Annotated in this window: 15 protein-coding genes; 6 read left to right on the forward strand and 9 right to left on the reverse strand. The window is 69.5% G+C overall.

The annotated features are described in order from the left end of the window. Positions 1-22 precede the first annotated feature (22 nt). The 3 genes from WME82_RS36500 to WME82_RS36510 all read left to right on the forward strand — a co-directional run bounded on the left by WME82_RS36500 (position 23) and on the right by WME82_RS36510 (position 5,621). Complete coding sequence (locus WME82_RS36500; protein ID WP_437912657.1) at positions 23-1,519, forward strand: DEAD/DEAH box helicase; 1,497 nt, start codon at positions 23-25, stop codon at positions 1,517-1,519. Continuing rightward, positions 1,506-2,726: a DUF790 family protein gene (locus WME82_RS36505; protein ID WP_438039088.1), complete on the forward strand. Its 1,221-nt coding sequence runs from the start codon at positions 1,506-1,508 to the stop codon at positions 2,724-2,726. The genes WME82_RS36500 and WME82_RS36505 overlap by 14 nt, the downstream gene beginning before the upstream one ends. A 1,005-nt stretch (positions 2,727-3,731) precedes the next feature. Then, positions 3,732-5,621 carry a hypothetical protein gene (locus WME82_RS36510; protein ID WP_438039089.1) on the forward strand — a complete coding sequence of 630 codons (1,890 nt, stop codon included), beginning with the start codon at positions 3,732-3,734 and terminating at the stop codon, positions 5,619-5,621. 226 nt (positions 5,622-5,847) lie between these two features. On the opposite strand, the gene WME82_RS36515 is transcribed toward WME82_RS36510, so the two are convergent. Continuing rightward, positions 5,848-6,924, reverse strand: coding sequence for a PHP domain-containing protein (locus WME82_RS36515; protein ID WP_438039090.1), 1,077 nt, complete (start codon positions 6,922-6,924; stop codon positions 5,848-5,850). A 186-nt stretch (positions 6,925-7,110) separates the two neighbouring features. On the opposite strand from WME82_RS36515, the gene WME82_RS36520 reads away from it, so the two are divergent. Further along, on the forward strand, positions 7,111-8,220 hold the full coding sequence (locus WME82_RS36520) for a hypothetical protein (protein WP_438039091.1): 1,110 nt from the start codon (positions 7,111-7,113) through the stop codon (positions 8,218-8,220). Positions 8,221-8,240: 20 nt separating this feature from the next. Here WME82_RS36520 and corA read toward each other — a convergent pair whose 3' ends face one another. Then, positions 8,241-9,446 carry a magnesium/cobalt transporter CorA gene (gene corA, locus WME82_RS36525; RefSeq protein WP_438039092.1) on the reverse strand — a complete coding sequence of 402 codons (1,206 nt, stop codon included), beginning with the start codon at positions 9,444-9,446 and terminating at the stop codon, positions 8,241-8,243. Between the two features lie 270 nt (positions 9,447-9,716). Here corA and WME82_RS36530 point away from each other — a divergent pair, with 270 nt between their 5' ends. Continuing rightward, on the forward strand, positions 9,717-11,039 hold the full coding sequence (locus tag WME82_RS36530) for a hypothetical protein (protein WP_438039093.1): 1,323 nt from the start codon (positions 9,717-9,719) through the stop codon (positions 11,037-11,039). Positions 11,040-11,078: 39 nt separating this feature from the next. On the opposite strand, the gene WME82_RS36535 is transcribed toward WME82_RS36530, so the two are convergent. Then, positions 11,079-11,498, reverse strand: a complete 420-nt coding sequence (locus WME82_RS36535) for a GFA family protein (RefSeq protein ID WP_438039094.1) — start codon at positions 11,496-11,498, stop codon at positions 11,079-11,081. 302 nt (positions 11,499-11,800) lie between these two features. Here WME82_RS36535 and WME82_RS36540 point away from each other — a divergent pair, with 302 nt between their 5' ends. Next, positions 11,801-13,345 (forward strand): hypothetical protein, encoded by a 1,545-nt coding sequence (locus WME82_RS36540; protein ID WP_438039095.1) that lies wholly within the window; start codon positions 11,801-11,803, stop codon positions 13,343-13,345. A 43-nt stretch (positions 13,346-13,388) separates the two neighbouring features. Here WME82_RS36540 and WME82_RS36545 read toward each other — a convergent pair whose 3' ends face one another. The 6 genes from WME82_RS36545 to WME82_RS36570 all read right to left on the reverse strand — a co-directional run bounded on the left by WME82_RS36545 (position 13,389) and on the right by WME82_RS36570 (position 22,004). After that, positions 13,389-14,075, reverse strand: a complete 687-nt coding sequence (locus tag WME82_RS36545) for a pentapeptide repeat-containing protein (RefSeq protein WP_438039096.1) — start codon at positions 14,073-14,075, stop codon at positions 13,389-13,391. Between the two features lie 167 nt (positions 14,076-14,242). Beyond that, positions 14,243-16,471 carry an NADP-dependent isocitrate dehydrogenase gene (locus WME82_RS36550; RefSeq protein ID WP_438044967.1) on the reverse strand — a complete coding sequence of 743 codons (2,229 nt, stop codon included), beginning with the start codon at positions 16,469-16,471 and terminating at the stop codon, positions 14,243-14,245. A gap of 647 nt (positions 16,472-17,118) precedes the next feature. Continuing rightward, positions 17,119-18,360, reverse strand: coding sequence for an ATP-binding protein (locus WME82_RS36555; protein WP_438039097.1), 1,242 nt, complete (start codon positions 18,358-18,360; stop codon positions 17,119-17,121). Between the two features lie 21 nt (positions 18,361-18,381). After that, positions 18,382-20,079: an RAD55 family ATPase gene (locus tag WME82_RS36560; protein WP_438039098.1), complete on the reverse strand. Its 1,698-nt coding sequence runs from the start codon at positions 20,077-20,079 to the stop codon at positions 18,382-18,384. Further along, positions 20,080-20,526 carry a hypothetical protein gene (locus WME82_RS36565; protein WP_438039099.1) on the reverse strand — a complete coding sequence of 149 codons (447 nt, stop codon included), beginning with the start codon at positions 20,524-20,526 and terminating at the stop codon, positions 20,080-20,082. Continuing rightward, a complete protein-coding gene (locus tag WME82_RS36570; protein ID WP_438039100.1) occupies positions 20,526-22,004 on the reverse strand; it encodes an ATPase domain-containing protein in 1,479 nt (492 codons plus the stop codon). The genes WME82_RS36565 and WME82_RS36570 overlap by 1 nt, the downstream gene beginning before the upstream one ends. Positions 22,005-22,058: the final 54 nt, after the last annotated feature.

Genomic DNA, 22,058 nt, shown 5'->3' on the forward strand with positions numbered 1-22,058 from the left:
CCCGCGGCAAAAGAGCGCGCCGATGACCGAGCCGGTCCGCACAGCGCCGATCGTCCTGAGCTTCCAGGGCGGCACCCTCCGCATCGAAGGCCTCGCCCCGCGCCCCGCGCTCGAGGCGGCGCCTGCGCTCGACAGCAGCGCGCTGCCATCGAACGCAGGCGAGCGCGCGGACGAGCCCGACGGCGGCGACGCGGGCGATCCCGCCGAGGGCGCGCCGCTCGACCCCGCGTGCCTGCCCGCGTCCTGCCGCTGGGACGCGCGCGAGCGCGTCTACCGCGTGCCGGCGATCGACTACGCCGAGCTCGTCCTGAGGCTCCGCGCCCGCGGCGTCCCGTTCACCGACGCCGCCCGCAAGTACGAGGCGCTCCCGCTCGCGCCGCTCGCCAAGCACGACCCGTTCCCCTACCAGCGCGAGGCGCTCGACGCCTGGGCCGGGCGGCGCAGCCGGGGCGTGGTCGTGCTCCCGACGGGCGCGGGCAAGACGTTCGTCGCGACGCTCGCGATCGCCGCGCGGCAGCGCAGCGCGCTCGTGGTCGTCCCTACCCTGGATCTCCTGAACCAGTGGTACGACGGGCTCTCCGCCGCGTTCGGCGTCCCGATCGGCCTGCTCGGCGGCGGTTACCACGACGTCCTCGACCTGACGGTGACCACGTACGACTCCGCGCACGCCCACATGGACCGGCTCGGCGCCCGGTTCGGCCTCGTGATCTTCGACGAGTGCCACCACCTGCCGAGCCCGTCGTACGCGCTCGCCGCGAAGATGTGCCTCGCGCCCTTCCGCCTCGGCCTCACGGCCACGCCCGAGCGCGCCGACGGACGGGGCTACGACGACCTCATCGGCCCGATCGTCTTCCGCCGGGAGATCACCGAGCTCTCCGGGCAGTACCTCGCGGCCTACGACGTCGTCCGGCTCGAGGTGCCGCTCTCGGACGACGAGCGCGCCGCGTACGAGGCGGCGCGCGCCGTGTACATCGGCTTTCTGCGCGCGAACGGCATCCGCATGCCCGAGGGGTGGGGCCAGTTCATCCTGCTGAGCTCGCAGTCCGACGCCGGCCGCCGCGCCTTCGAGGCGTACCGCCGCCAGCGCAGCCTCGCGCTGTGCGCGCCCGGCAAGATCGACGTCCTCGCCCGGCTGCTCCACGCCCACCGCGCCGATCGCACCCTGGTCTTCACCGAGGACAACGCCACGGTCTACCAGATCTCGCGGCAGTTCCTGCTGCCGGCCATCACCCACCAGACCAAGGTGAAGGAGCGCAGCGCCATCCTCGACGCCTTCAACCGCGGCGCGCTGTCGGCGGTGGTCACCTCGAAGGTGCTGAACGAGGGGGTCAACGTGCCCGAGGCCAACGTGGCGATCGTCCTGTCGGGCAGCGGCTCGGTGCGGGAGCACGTCCAGCGGCTCGGCCGCATCCTGCGCCGGAGCGAGAACAAGACGGCGATCCTCTACGAGCTCGTGGCCCTCGGCACGAGCGAGCAGCGGGTGAGCGACAAGCGCCGGGAGCACATTGCTTACCAGTGACCTCGTCCGCGTCCGCCGCCGGGGCGGGATGGTCGTGCCGCAGTACCTCCGCGGGGCGGCCGCCGAGCGCCTGCTGCCGGTCGCGCGGGCGTACCTCGACATCCTCTCGCAGCGCGTCGGCGAGCGCCGCGACGACGTCGAGGCCGCGCTCGACGCCATCGAGGTGCCCGCGCGGGATCGCGTGGCCTCGCTCGGCCTGAGGAAGGTGCTCGAGGACGGCTGCGAGTACGAGGTGCAGGAGGGCGTCGATCCCGAGGCGCTCCGGCGCGAGCTGTTCCACGCGGCGGCGGCGGCGCACCGCGCCCTCGACGTCCGCGCCCGCTTCGACCGAGCCGCCGTGCTCGACGAGGTGGCCGCCCGGCTCGGCACGACGCCCGCCGCGATCGAGGCGGGCCTCTATGCCGACCTGCGCGGCGCCGAGATCCTCCGGCGCGCGGCCGCGGACGCGCCCGAGATCCTGCTGGATCGGTACAACCTGGCGCTGGCGCAGTCGATCCTCCTCCGGGCGACGCAGGTGACGATCCGCGTCGAGGGGGAGAGCGCCCAGCGCTACCGGCGGATCTTCCGGGCGGCGCGCTTTCACGGGCTCATCCACGTGGTCCAGGGCGATCCGGTCTCCGGCTACACGATCGCGCTCGACGGCCCGTTCAGCCTGTTCGACGCGGTGCAGCGGTATGGCTTGCGGCTCGCGATGTTCCTGCCGTCGGTGCTCTCGTGCGCCTCGTTCCGGCTGCGCGCCGACCTGCGCTGGGGGCGCGACAAGGAGCCGCTCGCTGTCGAGATCGGCCCGGCGGACGGCCTCCTGTACCACGGGCGCGAGCTCGCGGAGACGACGCCCGAGCTGGACGCGTTCTGCGAGGGGTTCAGGAAGCTCGGGTCGCCCTGGACCGTGTCGCCGAACGAGCGGCTGTTCGCGCTGCCCGGAGAGGTGGTGTGCGTCCCTGACCTTGTGTTCCTGAACGCGGAGACCGGGGAGGAGGTGTACCTCGAGGCGTTCGGGTTCTGGAGCCGGGACGCGGTGTGGCGGCGCGTCGAGCTGATCCGGAAGGGGTTTCCGGCGAGGATCCTGCTCGCGGTCGGCAAGCAGCTCCGCGTGAGCGAGGAGGTGCTGGGCGACGACGAAGCCGGGGAGATCTATGTCTACCGGGCGACGATGTCGCCGAGGGCGGTGCTGGCGCGGCTGGACACGAAGCGCGGGGGGGCGTGAGGCCTCGGGGTTCGTGCGCGGAGCGCATCGCGGGGAGCCGCTCGATCTCGTGCGCTATCCTGCTGTTCGGAACAGGGTGACACGGGCGCGCATCGCGGGATGCACCGATATCGCGATGCTGGACCGGGGGATCCCGCGCACTGCCACGGCGCGATCCGCACAAGAGGCCGTCTCGTCGTGGCAGCGCGGGTGAGGGTTCCCGCAGCTGGTGCGACGCCCAGGTCATCGCGATCCAGACCGCCCCCGCTAAGAAGCCCGAATGCAGGTCATCGACGTCGGTGATCACAGGCGCAAGCTGTGAACATGAGACACCGGACATGCAAGTGCAGGCCGTATCGGCGAGATGCGACGGCGAAGATATGGAGGACGGGGTGGATGATGGCATCGGGGCGGAAGAGCATGTGACAGTGCAGGACGCGGCGGGTGAAGAAATAGGTGGCGCCTGGAACGATCTCGCGGGGCTGGCTCGTGGACGGTGGGCAACGTCAAGCGCCATGCCACAAGCGCGGACAAAGGATTTCAATCACTCGGTCGGCCGGAGGGGGAGGCGGCCACAACCCCTGCCAGCTGGCGCCGACCACAGTCGGTCGCCAACTCCGGCCAGGTCATCGTCATCCTCGTCATAGATTTTGCAGAACCACAAGCATCATATAGTCCATTCCCAATCACCCTTGCCAGGACAGCGCACACGATTCACCATCATCGGGAGATGATGAGCCGTCTGGAATCGATGAGCCGTTGCATGCACTGGAATCGAGCGGGCTGAACAAGCGCCCTCTCTGTCCGCGCTACGGTTAAGAAGATTCTTGCAGAGGCAAGGACGACAACCAGGCGAGACTCTCTTGATCGCGGATCAGCCATCCGATGGACGGGCGGGCGATTTCGATTCGAGCCGCACGACCTGAGATGGGCCACTGGCCCGGCGCAAGGGGCGCCGCGCCGGGAAGATCGACCTACGACGCGCGAGGGGGGACGATGAAAAGACTCGTTCGATCAACGCTTTTGATGGCATCTCCGGCGCTCCTGTCAAGCGCCTGCAATCTGGCCGAGGACCCGAGCACGGCGGACTCCTCTTCCACGAGCGATCCGTGCTCCGAAGAAGGGCAACGCGATCAGAGCGGGTGCGCCCAGGGCAGTCAAGGTGGCCAGGGCCAGGGCGGACCCGTCGAAGCGATCCCCTCCGAGGAGGACCTCGGCATCTCGGAGAATTCACTCGGTTGCAGCGACCGGAACCACAGCGTGAACGTCCGCGTCAATCAGGACTGCACGTTCCGCCGCCAGACCAACCCGGACATCGCATTCAGCCCGGTCGATCCGGAGAACCTGATCGTCAGTGCGAATGACCTTCGCCTCGGCTGGGACCAGTCCGGCATCGCCTGGTCCACCAACAACGGACGAAACTTCGGAGACATGACCCCGCCGTTCCGGCGAAAGCTCAATGACCCGGAAGCGCAGGAGCCGACGGAGGAGGATCCGAACCGGCACACGCTCCTGGGCGCCCTGGGCGACCCCGGGACAGGCCAAACCTACGATCTCGCTGCCGACGGTTCGGTGGCCTTCGACTCGCAAGGGCGCGCGTTCTTCGGCGCCTCCGCCTTCGACGCCGCCCCGGAGATCTTCGCGAGCATGATCTTCGTGACCTCGTCTCCCCTCGGTGCGAAGGGGTCGTTCTTTCTCAACATTCCGGAAGATAGCCGCGACTTCATCGTCGCCGAGGACAATTCCTCCGCCGCGTTCCATGCCGCGCCGTCGATCGCCGCCGATCGTTACCCATCGAGCGACGGGCGTGACAACGTGTACGTCACGTGGGTCGTGGTCGACGCGACCTGCGGCGAGAGCCGCGAAGAGTATTGCGAGTCGCCCGTGTATGGTTCCATGTCCACCAACCACGGTCGTACGTGGTCGACGCCCGAGCTCATCAGCGGCAGGAACGCGGAACTCTGCGCCGCCGGCGATACCTTCACCGGCGACCCCGACGACACGGACGCGTGCAACTTCGACGACGGACCCGATATCGAGGTGATGCCGAACGGCGATGTCGTCGTCGTCTTCAACAACACGAACGCGGAAGGGAACAACGCCCAGCAACTGGCTGTCACGTGCCACCCGACGGGCGAGTCCACGAACGGTACAGCCAGCTTGAACTGCGGAGCGCCGACCAAGATCGGCGATGACGTCACCGAGGGACGGCCCCTGTGCCTCATCGAGGGTAGCCTCGATGTATGCATCCCGGGCCCATTCATCTTCGCCCCCGATTATCCACGAATCGGCGTCAACACCGACAACGGCGAGCTGTTCGTGGTGTGGCAGGACTACCGGAATGGCGAGTTCGACATCCAGATGTCGAGCTCGACCGACGGCGGGGCGACCTGGACTCCGAGCCAGACCGTGAACCCCGATACGGGCCTCGATCATTACTTCCCCTCAGTGGACGTCGCGGAGGTGCCGGGCGGCAGTCGAGTCGGAGTCAGCTATTACCGAAGCGAGCGCGTTCCGGACGAGAACGTGTGCGGCGCGGGCCTCACCTCCGGCATCTTCGCCCCATGCGAGAACGGCGCGCCGCCGGCTGGGGCGACGGGATGCGCCGGCGTGCAACAAGCGAACTCCGACTACGTCCTCGCGGGCGGCTCAGACCTCTCGACCCCCTACGACTTCCGGGTCGTATCGCCTGTTTTCCCGCCCCCCGACGGCATCCAGGCCGGCTTTCGTGGCCCCCATTCCGGGCTCGTCATCAACCAGGGAACGGAGGCGCACCCGGTCTGGTCCGACACGCGCAACGCCGACCCGTATGCTCCGCTCAATGGCGTCGAGCACGACGATGACGTCTTCACGGACGGCCTGCAGCTCCCGAACGGCACGGGGAACCAGGGGCCGGGCACGATCGGCTCGGAGTGAGCCTCCGCGCCGCTGCACCGGGCAGCGCAAAGCGCTGCGCGAAGCAGCGCGCCGAACCCCCCGCGAGGAGGAGGGCGCAGAGCGCATCCACACCAGAGCCACTGCGCCCTCTTCGCCTGCGTGACCAGCAAGCCGGCCGGCGTCGTCAAGGTCGTCCGCTGACGGACGTGCGCGTACCTCGCAGCACCGGGCCCCTCCGCCGGCTCCGCCGCCGCCTCCCGCCCCCTCACTCCACCGTCGCGTACGCCGGCGTCCACGCCCGCTTCCCGTCCGGCCGCGTGATCCGCGCCCGCACGTAGCGCTCCCCGCCGCGGAGCCGGTAGGTCGCCCGCCCCGCCGTGGGCTGCTGCCGCTCCAGCACGCGCCCGCTCCGCCCGACGAACTCGACAACCGCGCCCGCCGCCACAGGCCAGACCGAGAAGGCGTCCCCGGCGATCGCGATCCTCCGCAGCCTCGCCCCGGACGACGCGTAGAGCCGTCCCCCGGCGAGCGCGCTGCAGATCGCGGCGCGCGACGCCTCCCGCGAGAACACCTCGATGAACCCGCGGCCGGGCCCCGCGGGCGGCGCGCCCGACCCGGCCATGAGCTGGTGCAGATCGTCCACCGCGACGCCGACGATCCCCCCTCCCGCGGCGCCGCGCACCGTCAGCACCGCATCCCACAGCGCCTCGTGCGACGGGCGCGTCGCGTCGCCGTCCGTGTACACGTACGGGTGCCCGCTGTGGATCTCCAGGAGCTCCGCCGCAGGCGCCGCCAGGAGGTCGCCGGCGGATAACGACCAGTCGAAATTCGGATGGTTGATGAGCGCCACGCCCCCCTCCGCCCGCACACGCCCGATCGCCCACTTCAGCGCCTCCCCCTTGGTCAGGAAGGCGCCCCCGCCGATCGTCGCCCGCGTGCAGAGCGCGTTCACGTGCACGGGCTTCCCCTCTGCCCACATCGTGACCTCTTCGCCGGGGATCACGGCGAAATTCGACGCCGACGACGGGTCCTGGAACATCGCAGGATCGACGCGCTGGTTGTGGTCTGTCAGCGCCACGAAGGAATACCCGTTCTCGCGGTACCAGCGGACGACGTCGCGCGGCTCGCTGTCCCCATCGCTCAGGGACGTGTGGGTGTGGATGTTCCCGCGCTGGAACACCTCCACGTCGAGCGCCTTCTCGAAGCGCGGGTGGCCCGGCGGTCCGTCCGCTCCATGAGCAGAGCGCGAGTCGAGCGAGGCGCGCTCCGCCCTGCCGGCGAGCGCGAGGAGCGCCGCTGCGCCGATGAACAGGAGAGCACTCCAGCGTCCGCGCATGTTCATTGCAATGACATGGAGAGTATACAGAACGCCAGGGCCGCGGCCAATTCGCAGAGAGCGCGCCCGCGCTTCCGCCGCCGCGCGTTATCTCTCCCGCTCTCCGGCGCGCGCGAGGTGGTGCGCGCGTGCGCGCGCCCGCCTCCTCTTCAAATTTTAATTACCCCGGTGCACCGGCGGCATACTGCGCCCGTGACGCCCCCCCTCCTCGCGCTCGTCATGATCGTCAAGGACGAAGCCCCTTCCATCCGCGAGACCCTCGCCTCGGCCAGGCCCCACGTCGACCGGTTCACCCTCCTCGACACCGGCTCCACCGACGGCACACAGGCCCTCGCGCGCTCCGCCATGGCGGGCATCCCCGGCGATCTCGTCGAGGAGCCCTTCGTCGACTTCGGCGCGACGCGCAGCCGCGCCCTCGACCTCGCGGGCGACGCGGCCGTGTTCACCCTCATGCTGAGCGGCGACGAGCGCCTCGTCGCGGGTGACGCGCTCCGTCGCTTCTGCGAGGAGCGCCGCGACGCGTCGGGCCCGGGGCACGGCGCCTACCACGTCCGCGTGCACTACGGCGATTCCGTCTACGACTCCGCCCGGCTCGCCCGCGCCTCGGCCGGGTGGCGCTACGTCGGCGCCACCCACGAGGTGCTCTCCAAGGAGGGCGAGCCGCCCCCCTCGATCCGCGTCCCCGACGCCCACATCGTCCACGACCTCTCTCGCCGCGACGCCGCCGCCCAGACCCGGAGGTGGCAGCGCGACCTGGAGCTGCTCTCCGCCGCGCTGGCCCGGTCCCCCCGCGACGGCCGCGCCGCCTTCTACCTCGCGCAGACGCTGGAGTGCCTCGGCCGGCACGCGGAGGCGTTCGAGGCCTACGAGCGGCGCGCCGCGCTCGGCGGCTGGCAGGAGGAGGTCTACGAATCGCTGTTCCGCATGGCGCGCACCGCCGCCGCGCTCGGGCACCCCTGGCCGGAGGTGCAGCAGCGCTACCTCGACGCCCACGCCCACAGCCCGCACCGCGCCGAGCCGCTCTTCGCCGTCGCCTGGCACTGGTACGGGCAGCGGTGCTGGCCGCTCACCTACCTGTTCGCCTCCCGCGGCGCCGCCCTCCCCTTCCCCGCCCAGGCCACCCTCTTCGTGGACGCCGAGGTCTACGAGCACAAGCTGCTCGACCTCGTCGCCACCAGCGCGTTCCACGTCGGCGAGCTCGCCGCCGGCGAGGCGGCGCTGCGCAAGGCCCTCGCGCGCCGCCCCGGCGATCCGCGCCTGCTCGGGAACCTCGCGTTCTACGCGCCCGCGAAGAAGCGCTGACGCGCCGCGCTCGCCGCCGCTCAGGCGCCGTCGTCGTCCTTCCTGATCCAGCCCTTGCGGCGATAGTACGTGAGCAGCCCGACGACGCTCGCCAGCATCAGGCACCATACGAGCGGATAGCCGTAATACCAGTCGAGCTCCGGCATGTTGTACGGCGAGCTCTCGTGGTGGAAGTTCATCCCGTAGATGCCTGCAATGGCGGTGACCGGGAGGAAGATCGTCGAGATGATCGTGAGCACCTTCATGATCTCGTTCATCTTGTTCGATATCCCGGAGAGGTGGAGATCCATGAGGCCGGAGCTCAGCTCGCGGTAGGTCTCGACCATGTCCATCAGCTGCACCGCGTGATCGTACGTGTCGCGCAGGTAGAGCCGCGTGTCCTTGGAGATCATCGGGTTGTCCTCGCGGAGCAGCGCGTTGACGAGATCGCGCTGCGGCCAGATGGCGCGCCGGAGCGTGAGCAGATCCCGCTTCAGATCGTGGATCGGCTTCGACATCCGGCGCTTCGCGTCGATCACCTCGACCTCCAGGTCCTCGATGTGCTCGCCGAGCCGCTCGAGCACCGGGAAGAAGCCGTCGACCACCGCGTCGAGCAGCGCGTACGCCAGGTAATCGGCGCCCCGCTCCCGGATCGAGCCCCGGCCGGAGCGGATTCGCTCCCGCACGGCCTCCATGACGTCCCAGTCGGCCTCTTCCTGCACCGTCAGGACGAACGATTTGCCGACCAGGATGGCCAGCTGCTCGGTGCGCAGCACGCAGCGCTCGTTGACCTGCGCCATCCGCGCGATGATGAGGACGTGCTCGCCCCCGTAGACGTCCGCCTTCGGCCGCTGGGGCACGTTGACCATGTCCTCCAGCGCGAGCGGGTGGACACGGAAGATCTCGCCCAGCCGCTCGAAGGTCCCCTTGTGCCCGAGCCCCCGGACATCGACCCACGTGATGGAGGGCCGGTCGTCCGTGAGGTAGGGGATGCACTCGTCGACGCTCTGGATCTCCTTCTCGGACACGACCTCGGCGTCGTAGTCGATGACGAAGATCTTCGGCCGCTGCGTCTCCTCGATGACGAGCGTTCCGGGCGGCGACGCCGGCGGCGGCTCGTGCACGAGCCGGGCGCGCCTGGGCCGCATCGTCGTCCGGTCGGGGTCGGCCCTCTCCTGGACCCAGGAGGCGCGCGGCTGCGGCGCGCTGCTGCGCCGCGACTCGGGGGGTAGCGTGGAGCTCGTCACGGGGGCGTGATGGTAGACCAAGATCCCGTGGCATCGAGCACGGGATGACGCGGGATGATACGCGAGAGCGAGCGCGCTCTCTCGCTCGCTCCGCGGCGCCGGGTGGCGTATGCTGATCGGGCCGCGGAGGGGAGTTGCTGGTCGGGCCGCGGCGGGGAACGGGCGCTCGCAGGGCCGCCTCTTCCTCCCTGTCCCTGCTGGCCGGGGGAGCGCGCGACGCGCGCCGGCCTGCGCCTCGCGCCGCCGCGCGCCCTGCCCTTCCGGATGCCCATGGGAACGACCCTCGACATCGCGATCGGCCTCGTCAGCGTCTTCTTCCTGCTCAGCGTCCTCTGCTCGGCCATCCACGAGGCGCTCGCCGGCGTGCTCCGGCTGCGCGCGCTCAACCTGGCGCAGAGCATCGAGATCATGCTGGCCGACAGCGAGCTCGACGCGCACGTGAAGCAGTCGCCCGGCGCCGCCGACACAGCCGCCCCCAAGAGCTCCCCGCTGGAGCAGGTCATGAGGCGCGCGGCGCGGCGCGCTGTCGAATTGGTGCGCACCCGGGTGATGCCGGGGCCGCTCCCGAGCCCGCTCGCGGCGAAGCTCCGCGAGCACCCGCTGATCAAGGATCTCAAGTACGGCTGGGTAGGGCCGTCCTACATCCCGTCGCACGCGTTCGTGGCCGCGCTCATCGACACCCTGCGGCAGGTCCCCTGGCCCGACAGCGCCGCGGCGCTGCCCCCGCAGGCCGGCGCCGCACCTTCGCAGACCGGCGCCGCGCCTGCGCCGGCGGGCGACGCCGCTTCGCCCCCGCAGCAGGCGAGCGACGGCGTCGCTCCGCCGCAGGCGAGCGCCGCCGCGCCTGCGCCGGGCGAGATCGCGGCGGCGCCGAGCCGCGACGAGGACCCGCTCGACGAGCTGAAGCACATCATCCGGAGCATGCCGCCGAAGAGCGATCTCCGGCGCGCCCTCACCACGATCGTCGACTCGACGGTCAAGGACATGCGCGAGGCCAACATACGGCTGGAGCGCTGGTTCAATGACGCCATGGACCGGGCCGCCGGCCGGTACAAGCGCCGCGCGCAGCTGATCATCAGCGCGACGGCGCTCGTCCTCTGCGTCGGGTTCAACGCCGACAGCATCCGCCTCGCGGGCGCCCTCTCGCGCGACGCGGTGGTGCGCGCCCGGCTGATCGCGGCGGCGCAGGAGATCGCGAAGTCGCCGCCCCGCGCCGCGCCCCAGGCCGGCGGCGTCGACCAGAACGAGGACATCATGGCCGCGATCGCCGAGGGAAGCGGCGCGCGCTCCCGGCTCACCGGGCTCGACATCGAGATCACCTGGGGCGTGAAGACCCCCGAGCACACGAGCGTTCCGAAGCTCTGGAACGCGATCGCGGCGATCCTCGGCCAGGGCATCGTCGGCTGGATCCGCGGGGTGCTCGACAGGCTCCTGACCCCCGGCATCCTCATCACCGCGGTCGCCGCCTCCCTCGGCGCGCCGTTCTGGTTCGATCTGCTCAACAAGCTCGTGAACCTCAGGACCGTCGGAAAGAGCCCCGAGCCTTACGAGCCCCCCAAGGGCGCCGGGCCGGACAGCAGCGTGACCCGCTGACCCTGCACGACGATCAAGGGGACGACACGCCCGGTCGTCCTACCACGACGCTGGAACCTCGTCGTGGGTTGGAAGCCCTCCGCTGGCGCACCCCCACGGCGCCCTGGATCCCCAGAAGATGTGATCCGTCGGCGAGATGGGCGGCGCTGTATCCAGCGAACCGGCCGGGACGACCATGATCTTGCCGCCGCGCCTCAGACGCGGGACGGGACACCCGCAATGGCTGCAAAACCACTTCCCGAAGCTCTTCGCCGTGGGCAGCTCATAACGCGTGATGGCCTCTTCCCCTGACAGCCATCGGAGCTGGCCGGGATCGACGGCCAGATTCGTGGCGTGGCCCGTGCCCGTGCCCTTGCGACACCGCGAGCAATGGCAATGGACCATCAGCTGGAACGGCGGATCGACCTCGAATGTCACCGCCCCGCAAAGACAACCCCCGTGAATGGTGGACTCGCTCATCTGCTCTCTCCAGGCGCCTGACGCCGCGATGGAATGGGATGCTCAGCCTGTCTCCGTGATCCTGCCCGGAGATCGCGGGCCGATGTAGCAGGCCATCGCGCTACGATGGCCGAGCCTCGCCTGCCCGCGCGCTCCTGCTCCGATCGTGGGGGGAGCTTGGACGTCGGTCAACCCGAGGTGTCAACCCCTCGCGACACCGTGGCCGCACGGACACGCGCCGCAGCCGCTCCTTGCGCCGGCAGCGCCATTTCGCCCGTGCCTCTGAGCTGGTACGCAGGCTGCTAGATCCAGGGGACCGGACCATGAAGATATTGAGCGCTTGCTTTCTGCTGGGGATTCTCGTTGGCTGTCAGAAATCCGAGGAGGCCGGCCTGCCGGCGGCGAGCTCGGGACCGAGCGCCGGCTCGAGCGCTCCGGCGGCGGCCGCCGCGGAGACAGCGTCGCCGGCCGCCGCGGAGGCAGCTTCGTCGGCCCCCGCGCCCGCGACCGCGGCGCCCACCGAGCCGGCTCCGTCGTCGAGTGCGCCGGCGTCTTCCGGTGCGCCGGCGTCCTTCAAGGAGGGCCGGAGCGAGTCGATCGCGGCCGCCGTCGGCCTCGGTTGCGAGGCGAAGAGCCTCGACGGCTGGATCGAGCTGCTTTGCCGGAAGAAGAACGGGACCGGAGGGCACCCCGTTCGCGCGGTGATCCACGATCCGAGCGCGGAGGCTGCAGCCGAAAAGCCGAGCGAGCCCGTGGCGGCGGACGGCGCCGGCGAGGGGCCCGACGCCGGCCCGTCGAACGAGGTCCTCGCCGACGAGCGCGGCGAGCTCCGGCTCGTCGCACCGTTCCGGGCCGAGGCCAAGCAGAGCGTCACGCTGGAGTGGACCGACACGCGCTACGAGCTCCAGATCGACGGGACGAGCGCGAAGCTCGACTGGGCCGGCTCCGTGGTGTCGCACCGGCGCGCCTGCCAGGAGCTCCTCGATCAGAACCGAGCGCGCATCTCCGGCGCGCAGAAGCTCGAAGGGCCCGAGAAGGTCTCGGCGGCCGAGGCGACGCGCCTGCCGAAGTTCGGGGTCTGCCAGCCGGCGGGGCTCGGCTCCTGGGCGCTGTCGCTGACGCGCTTCGCGGGCGCCGGCGAGGGCGCGGCGCGCGCGCTCGCCTTCGACATCGAGGTCGTGCGCATCGACCTCGAAGGCAAGCGCTTCGCGGCGCCGCTCGGAACGATCGAGGTCGCGCCCGGCGGACTCGCGATCTCCGCGTTGAACGTCTATGACTTCGACGACGACGGCAACGACGAGCTCATCGTCCCCTACGAGCTCAACGCGCTTGCCGCGGGCGCGAAGCCGGCGGCGCCGAGCCCGATCTGGACGTTCTCGAACGGAGCGGTGTCCGCCTATGCGAAGGCCCCGAGCGTCTCCGGCGGCCTCGGCATCGAGCACCTCGACCACGACATGCGGCCGGACATCGGGAGCTACGGTCCCTTCGTCGCGTGGCTCGGCGCGGACTGCGGCGTGAAGAGCTGCCCGCCGCGCGTGACCGGGCCGAAGTTCTACTTTCACTCGGTGCAGGACGGTTCGTTTTCAGCGACCGACGCCGGCGCGACGGCGGCGCTCGGCCGCGCGTGCGGCAAGAAACCCGCGGCGATCGTCGTGACGGCCGGCAGCGGCGTGAACGTCGCTCAGACGGCGAAGAACCTCGTCTGCGCGCGCGTGCTCGGAGCCACGCGGGAGGCGATCGAGGGCGAGCTCACGGCCAAGCGCGCCGACCTCTGCGGCGGCGCGGCGACCTGCGCGCTGTCGAGCACGTTCGAGGCCTGGCTCGACGCGGCGCTCCCGGCTGAGCTGGGGAGCGCCGCGAAGCTGTAAAGGCTGCAGGTAATTCGAGGCCGCGCCGCGGAGACTCGATCCGTCATCTGCCGTCCTTCTCCGTGAATCCGAGCACGTGCATGCCGAACGAGGCCGCGAGCAGGATAGCCGCCTCGAGCGGGATGCGGGCGCCCTTCACGTTGTTCTTCGCCGGATCGATGAACAGATCCTGGGCTCGAGGGAACTGCGCGTTTCGAAGGTCGCAGTCCTCGAAGCGCGTCCCCGCGAAGCGGCACTCCTCGAACACCGCCCCGGCGAGGTCCGTCGCGGCGAAGACCGACTCGGTGATCGCGCACCGCTCGAAGCGCGTCTTGCGCAGCGCGAGCGAATCCATGATGACATACCGCAAGTCGCAATCCTCGAACGACACGTCGGGATATTTCGCGATGTTCGTCCAGTCGACGCCCATCAGCTTGCAGGAGTTGAACGCCACGCCGCGCAGCGAGAGCATGGTGAGGTCGGCCTTGGTCAAATCACAGCTCTCGAAGACACAGCTCTCGAGACGAGCGCGCGTCCAGCGGCTCTCGCCGAGCTTCGAACGCCGGAACACACAACCGCAAAAATCTCGGCCGCTCAGGTCCGCTCGTTCCAGGGTGAGCCCATCGAACGTCTCCCCGTCGAAGGAGTCCTTCCCTTCGAACGGATCCAGCCTCCCTGGAGAGATTTCTCCACCGCCGCCAGCGCCGGGCTTGGGCTTATCTCCGCTGATCGATCGTCCTCGTCCGGCCATTCCCTGCTCCAGTCCACCCAACGATTTCAGACAGGGTGTCATCGTCTGATGGTGGGCGTCAAGGCGCTCACCCGGCGCGTGACTCGGTCGTACGGTGGTTGAACGGCCGTGGCCGCCGAGCGCGTCGCCTGTCTCCACGCGCGCGCTCGGCGGGGATCCCGCGCGGCTCAGGAGAAGCCGTCGATGGCCGCGTTCAGCGTGGCGCTGGGCCGCATCGCGGCGAACGTCTTCTTGTCGTCGAAGTGGTAGTAGCCGCCGAGGTCGACGGGCTTACCCTGCGCGCCGATCAGCTCGCCGTCGATCTTGGACTCGTTGTCCGTCAGGGTCTGGGCGAGCTTGCCGAACCTGGCCGCCAGCTCCTTGTCCTCGGTCTGCTTGGCGAGGGACTGCGCCCAGTAGAGCGCGAGGTAGAAGTGGCTGCCGCGGTTGTCGATCTCGCCGACCTTGCGCGCCGGGCTCTTGTTGTTCTCGAGGAACAGGCCGACCGCCGTGTCCAGCGCCTTGGCGAGCACCTTCGCCTTGGCGTTGTTGGTCTTGTTGGCGAGGTCCTCGATCGACACCTGCAGCGCCAGGAACTCACCGAGCGAGTCCCACCGCAGGTAGTTCTCCTTCTGCAGCTGCTGGACGTGCTTCGGCGCCGAGCCGCCGGCGCCGGTCTCGTACAGGCCGCCGCCGGCCAGCAGCGGCACGATGGAGAGCATCTTGGCGCTGGTGCCCAGCTCCAGGATCGGGAACAGGTCCGTCAGGTAGTCGCGCAGCACGTTGCCGGTGACGCTGATGGTGTCCTTGCCCTCCTTCATGCGGCCGAGCGTGAACTGGATCGCTTCCACCGGGCTCTTGATCGGGAGCTCCAGGCCCTTGGTGTCGTGCTCGGACAGGTAAGCCTTGACCTTGGCGATCAGGTTCTTGTCGTGGGCGCGGTTCTCGTCGAGCCAGAACACCGCCGGGGCGCCCGTGGCGCGCGCGCGGGAGACGGCCAGCTTGACCCAATCCTTGATCGCGATGTCCTTCGTCTGGCACGCGCGGAAGATGTCGCCGGCCTCGACCTTCTGCTCCAGCAGGGCGTTGCCGGAGGCGTCGACGACGCGCACCGTGCCGCTCTCGGCGATCTTGAAGGTCTTGTCGTGTGAGCCGTACTCCTCCGCGGCCTGCGCCATGAGCCCCACGTTCGGCGAGGTGCCCATCGTGCGCGGGTCGAACGCCCCGTGCTGCTTGTGGAACTCGATCGTCGCCTGGTAGATGCCGGCGTAGGAGCGATCGGGGATCGTGAACTTGGCGTCGTAGAGCTTGCCATCCGTGCCGTACATCTTGCCGCTGGAGCGGATGGCCGCCGGCATCGAGGCGTCGATGATCACGTCCGAGGGCACGTGCAGGTTGGTGATGCCGCGGTCGGAGTCGACCATGGCCAGCGTCGGGCGTTGCTCGTAGACGGCCTTGATGTCCGCCTCGATCGCCGCCTTCTCGTCTGCCGGCAAGCCCTGGATCTTGGTGTACAGGTCGCCGATGCCGTTGTTCGGGTCGAAGCCGATCTTGGCCAGCGTGGCCGCGTGCTTCTCGATCGCCTCGGCATAAAACACGCTGACGGCGTGCCCGAAGAGGATCGGGTCGCTGACCTTCATCATCGTGGCCTTGAGGTGCAGGGAGAACAGCACTCCCTGCTTCTTCGCGTCCGCCACCTGCTCGGCGTAGAACGCGCGCAGGGCCTTGGCGCTCATCACGCTGGCGTCGACGACCTCGCCCGCCTGCACCTTGACGCTCGGCTTGAGCACGGTCGTCTTGCCGCCGGCGACGAGCTCGATCTTCAGCTCCTGCGCCTTGTCCACCACGACGGACTTCTCGCTGCCGTAAAAGTCACCGCCCGACATATGCGCGACGTGGCTCTTCGAGTCGCGGCTCCACGCGCCCATCGAGTGCGGGTGCTTCTTGGCGTAATCCTTGACGGCGGGCGAGGCGCGGCGATCGCTGTTGCCCTCGCGCAGGACGGGGTTCACGGCGCTGCCGAGCACCTTGGCGTAACGCGCCTTGATCGCCTTCTCCTCCTCCGTCTTCGGCTCGGAGGGATAGTCCGGCACGGCATAGCCCTGCTGCTGCAGCTCCTTGATGGCGGCCACGAGCTGCGGGATGGAGGCGCTGATGTTGGGTAGCTTGATGATGTTGGCGTTCGGCGTCTTGGCCAGCTCACCGAGCTCCGCCAGGTGGTCGCCTAGCTTCTGGCTGTCCGTCAGCCGCTCGGGGAAGTTGGCGAGGATGCGGCCCGCCAGGGAGATGTCGCGCGTCTCGACTCGAACCCCGGCGGCCTTCGTGAACGCCTCGACGATCGGGAGGAGCGAATAGGTGGCCAAGGCCGGCGCCTCGTCCGTCTTCGTGTAAATGATGGTAGAATTTTGCGTTTCCACTGTTTTCTCGAGGGTTGAACGGGTCGGGATTGTTGGAAAGGTTTCGCCCGGTGCCAAGGGCCCGTCGCACCGGCACAATGCCTGGCACCGGAATTTGCGCAAGCCCCTGGCTCCGGGCCGAGGCGCCGCCGACCTGGCCCGCCGGATGCACGAGCGGCGGGCCGTGGCAGAGCCGCTGCCGGAGCGCGGCGCAGCGCGTAAGTAGAAGAAGCCGGCTCGCTGCGCGATGAGGTGTGCGCGACGAGCGGATCGGGCGACATCGCTGGCGTCGGAGGGCGAGGTCGCGGGGACTGTGGAGCGCATTCGAGCGCGACGCAGCGCGCAAAACGGCGCATCGGCGGGCCGCGGGCACACTTCATCCTTGACAGGCGGTTCGCTGGTCCGCGGTGCTCTTGCCATCTGGAGCACCTCACCGACCTCGCGCGTCTGCAGATCACCGAGCTCCTCCCACACCAGCTCTGCACCGTCTTCGTGATAGGCGCCGTCGAGAACGTGCAGCTATGGATTCAATCGGAGTCGCTGGACGTACGTGGCACGACCGTCACGGAGCCGGTCTTGGCGGCTCCGCGCGCGCCGCGGCGCGCGGCGTGCTCGCTGTCGTAGAGCTCGTTGTGGGTCATGCCGTGGGAGGAGCGCCTGGGCGCTGATCAGCCGCCGCCGCTGGCAGGGGCCTCCGCGACCGGCAGCGCGACGAAGAACGCGCTGCCCCGTCCGACGCTGGACTCGACCCAGATCCGGCCGTCGTGAGCGTCGACGATCCCCTTCACGATGGAGAGCCCGAGCCCGGTGCCCGCGCGGGCGGTGGGGCGCGCCTGCCAGAAACGATCGAAGATCAGCGGGATGTCCCCTTGCGCGATCCCGAGCCCGGTGTCCGTCACGGAGAGCATCACCTCGTCGCCGAGGGCTCGTGCACGGACGGTGATCTCCCCGCGCGCCGGCGTGAACTTGACGGCGTTCTCCAGGAGGTTCGAGAGGACTTGCTGCAGCCGCACCGGATCGGCGGAGACGGCGGGGAGGTCGGCCGCGAGCTCGTTCGTGAGACGCAGGAGCTTGGCCGCCGCGAGCGGCCGGATGGCGTCGACCGCGTCGCCCACGAGCGGCGCGAGCGGAACCGGGCGCCGCTCGACCGAGAGACGTCCGGCCTCCATGGCCGCGGCATCGAGCAGGTCCCGGATGAGGCGGCTCATCCGCTCGGCGGATCGCTTGATGATGTCGAGTCGCTCGCGCGACCTTCCACTGGAGTCCGGCCCCCCGCTCATCAGAAGCTCGATGCTCATGATCATCGCGCTCAGAGGGGCCCTGAGGTCGTGGGAGACGATGGCGAGGAGGTCCTCTCGGGCGCGCGTGGCGCTCTGGGCCTCCTGGTAGAGCTGCGTCGCGCGCTCGGCGAGCTGCTGCTCGCGGAGCCCGGCGAGGACGAGCGCCTCGTTGGCCTGTCGCACCTCGGCGGCCATCTGGGCCAGCTCGATGCCCGCCGTCACCTGCACCGTCGTGTCGATGAGGCGCACGCAGAGGCCCCATGAGCGTGCCCGCCCGTCGAGGACGGGGGACACGACGGCGAGGCAATGGCCCGTCCGTCCGCCCGCGGAGGCATAGACGAGATCGCTCGCGAGCTCGGTGGTCCCGCTTCGATGGACGCGGTCCTCGATCTCGGCGAGCGTGCCGGCGTCCTGGAGGAGCGTGACGAGCGGCTCGCCCTTCATCTCTTCGGGCGATCTCTGCATGAGCCGGCAGAGCGCCTGGTTCGCATAGCGCACGACGTGCTTCGGCCCCCCGGTGAACGCCGTCGGCAGGGGCGAGGATTCCGCGGCGCGGCGCAGGAGGGCCTCGGTGCCCGGCGGCGCGGACCTCCGCTCGGACGGTCTCCTTACCTTCCGCGGCGGACTCATCTCCCCAGCCTCGCCCCTCCTCTACTCTCGGCCGAGCGCGCGCGCCAGCGGCCGATAGATCGTCTTGCCCTCCTCGACGACCCTGATGGCGTAGCTCAGCTTGACGAGCCGATCGAGCGCACAGCCGAGCTCTGCGCCCCTCCAGCCGAGCGCGGCGGCGATCTCCTCCTGCGTGGCCTCCTTCTCCTCCAGGAGGAGCTGCAGCAGCGTGTCCTCCTCTTCGGTGAGCCCTGGATACGCCGCGCGCTCGCGCTGCGCGCGCAGCTTCGGCTCCCCGGTCAAGATGCCCTGGTACTGCGTGAGCGGCGCCTTGATCACCATCCCCTTCGAGGTGATCGCGAACTCGTGCAGCTCGGCCGAGTGCTGGCTTTTCCGCATCTTGACGATCGATAACACCTTCTTCAGCGCGCCGTCGATCTCGGCGTAGCGCAGGATGACGATGTTCTCGGTCAAGAACGAGACGGCGTGGGGGCTGAAGCGCAGCTCGTGGAACGACTCGGTGACCTCGACGGTCATGAGCATGGTGACGCCCGCGCCCGTCAAGGCCCCCATCATGCGATAGAGCGACTCCCGGAAGTCCTCGCGGAAGGCCGGCGCCAGGGCCACCTCGAACCCCGTGAGCGAATCGATCACGAGCCGCTTGGCGTGCATCTCCATGACCGCCTGCTGCAATTCCTGGAGCGTCTCGTCGACCGAGAGGTCGAGGGGCCGGAGCGAGATGATCCTGAGCGCACCGCTCTTCACCATGCCGTCGAGGTCGAAGCCCATCTCCCCCGCGCGGGCGAGGTAGTCCTTGGGGTGCTCCTCGAAGACCACGAGGACACCGGGCTCCTCCGGGGTCGCGCCCGAGATGAAGTGGGTGCCAAGGCACGTCTTGCCGCAGCCCGAGGGCCCCGCGACGAGCATGGTGTCCCCGAGGGGGATCCCGCCGCCCATCGGCCCGTCCAGCCCGGGGACGCCGCTCGAGACGCGGTGGCTCGGGTGGGCCCTCTCGCTCTCCGCCATCCTCTTCAGGACGCGCGGGAAGATGTGGAGGCCGTCTCGGTCGATCCGGAAGGTGTGGAGCCCAGGCATGGACGCCTGGCCGCGGAGCTTCATGACCTGGAGCTTGCGGACGATGGAGTTCCGCTCCCTGCTCTGGCTGAGCCAGAAGATGCTGTCCGCGACGGTGAAGATCGGGTTGTCCTGCATCTCCGCCTCGAGGTACTCGCCGACGAGGAAGGTCGTCGCCTGCCAGCTCGTGAGATGAAGCGCGAGGCGCTGCAGGAACGATTGCAGCTCCATCTCGCCCGCCTCGCGCAGCACCCGCGCGCGAACGACGGCGCGGAAGGAGTCCACCACCACGATGGCGGGCTCCGTCTCCTGCACGATCTGCACGATCCTGTCGAACACCTTGCCGAGGTCCTGCTGGAGCACCTCCTGGCTCAGATCCACGAAGCGGATGGGATCTCCCACCTTCTTGGCGTCGAAGAACGACATCTGCTGCAGGTAGCGCAGCATCTTGAGGGCCGGCTCGCCGAGGACGGTGAAGTAGAGGGCTCTCCTCTCGGTCGTCGCGCTGCCGAACATGATCTGATGGGCCAGCGTCGTCTTCCCCGACCCCGGCTCGCCCGCGATCAGGTTGAACGAGTACTCGGGCAACCCCCCGCCGAGCACCTCGTCGAGGCCCGGGACCCCGGTCGACAGACGCGAGAACGGCGTATCTCCGGTCGTGCTCATCTACTTGCCCCCCGTGGTGGAGGCTCCACGGCTCTCTGCAGGTCGCGGCACCTCCGTCCAGATCCGCTGGACGATCCGCAGCGCGAGCTCCTCGCCGATGAACGTGAAGAGCAGTCCGATGAGGTGCGCCAGCAAGGCTGTCATGCCGTCGATCACGGCCGGCGCGCCCTCGCGCTCGACGCGCCCGGCCAGACCCTCGAAGACCACGTTCGACCTCGCCGGAACGACGGCGGTCTCGATCCAGCCGTGCTCCGGCTGCGCCAGGTGGACCGCGCGCCCGACGAGCGCCTCGACCCCCGCCACGCCGACGAGGCTCCGCAGCGCCTCGTGGAGGCGCTGAAAGCAGCGCTCGACGCCCCGCGCGATCTCCTCGGGAGCCTCGCGCTCCCCGAGCTCGTGCTGCATGATCCAGCGCGCCACGCCGAGCGCATCGGGGCTCGGGCTCATCACGGGGGCCCGCCCATGGAAGAGGGCGCCGAGCGCTTCACCCGCAGCTCCGAGGGCATGCGAGCGATCCCCGAGAGGACCTCTTCGCCGCTCTCCATGGCGGCGAGCACGCGGAGGCCGCCGTTCGAGATCTCGTACTGCCGGATCGTGCGGTCGTGCGCGGTGTCGCGCATCTTGAGGATGGAAAGGATGCGGTAGAGCTCACTGCGGAACTCCACGTATCGGAGAAGGATCAAGTTCTCGCCCAGGCTCGCCAGCGGAGAGTCGGAGAAGTCGAGCTCCGGGCCGGTGACCTGGCTGATCTCCCGCGTGACGAGCGCCGTCACGTCACGGGTTCGAAGCACCTCCGCGAAGCAGGTGAGGACGCTGCGCCGGCGCCGCTCGTCGGGCACTGCTTGCTCGATCTCGGCGATGCTGTCCAGCGCGAGCCGCTTGGGGCCGAAGTCCTCGATTTCCCGCAGCATCTCGCAGAGCAGCTCGTCCGCGCCGGTGTCGATCGGGACGCGATGGAGGACGCGGACGAGGCCCTGCTCGATAGGCGTCGCCAGATCCATGCCGAAGGCGCGCACCTTGTCGACGAGGAGGCTCGGCGACTCTCGATAGCCGACGATGAGGCCCTTTTCACCTCGTCGGGCGCCGTCGACGATGTACTGCAACCCCACGAGCGTCTTGCCCGTCCCGGGGGCGCCCGCGAGGAGCGTCACGCTGCCGCGGGGCAGCCCTCCCGACAGCATCTTGTCGAGCTCGACCTGCCCGAGCGGCAGCCGCTCCTGGTGGAGGCCGCTGTCGGAAGGCACCGTGAGGGCCTCGATGCGTGGAAAGATGCTCACGCCGTCGGGACCGAGCCGCATCGTGTGGACGCCGAGCATCGGAGAGCGCCCTCGCACCTTCTGGACCTGGACGGTGCGCATGGCCTGGGTGCCGACGTTCATCTGGGCCAGGAGGATGATGCAGTCGCTCATCGTGAGCTCCGGCGGCATCCCCGCGCCTGGATCGAGCCGGCCGCTGCCGGTGCTCGTGATGATCGTGGTGCATTCGAGCCCCGCGAGCGCCACGGCGAGCTCGTAGATGAACGTGCGGATCTGAGCCGTCCCGGCATGGAGGTCGCGGATCGTGTCGAGGCCGTCGATGACGAGGAGGCTCGCCCGATGGTCCTTCACCGCCGCGATGAGCGCGTCGAGCGTCCGGTCGAGCCCTTCCTTGACGACCGGATAAACGTGCAAGAGGAAGAGTTGCTTTCCTATCCTGCTCTCGTCGAAGAACGAGAAGGACCGGAGGTGCCGGGCGAGCCGGGCGGGAGGCTCCGAGAGCGTGGAGACGTACGCGACGTTCTTGTTCGAGGACGCGGCGCGAAAGGCGATCTGCAACGAGAGCGTCGTCTTTCCCGACCCGGGCGGCCCCGTGACGAGGATGACGTCGCCCTCGGGGACGCCGCCGCCGAGGAGCCGATCGAGGTTCGGAACGCCGCTCTCAAGCATCTGGCCGACCCACCGCTCGTCCTGGCCTCGCTGCGGTGCCTTGCTGTCGTACTA

The organism is Sorangium sp. So ce128, from assembly GCF_051525245.1.
Taxonomy (GTDB): domain Bacteria; phylum Myxococcota_A; class Polyangia; order Polyangiales; family Polyangiaceae; genus Sorangium; species Sorangium cellulosum_B.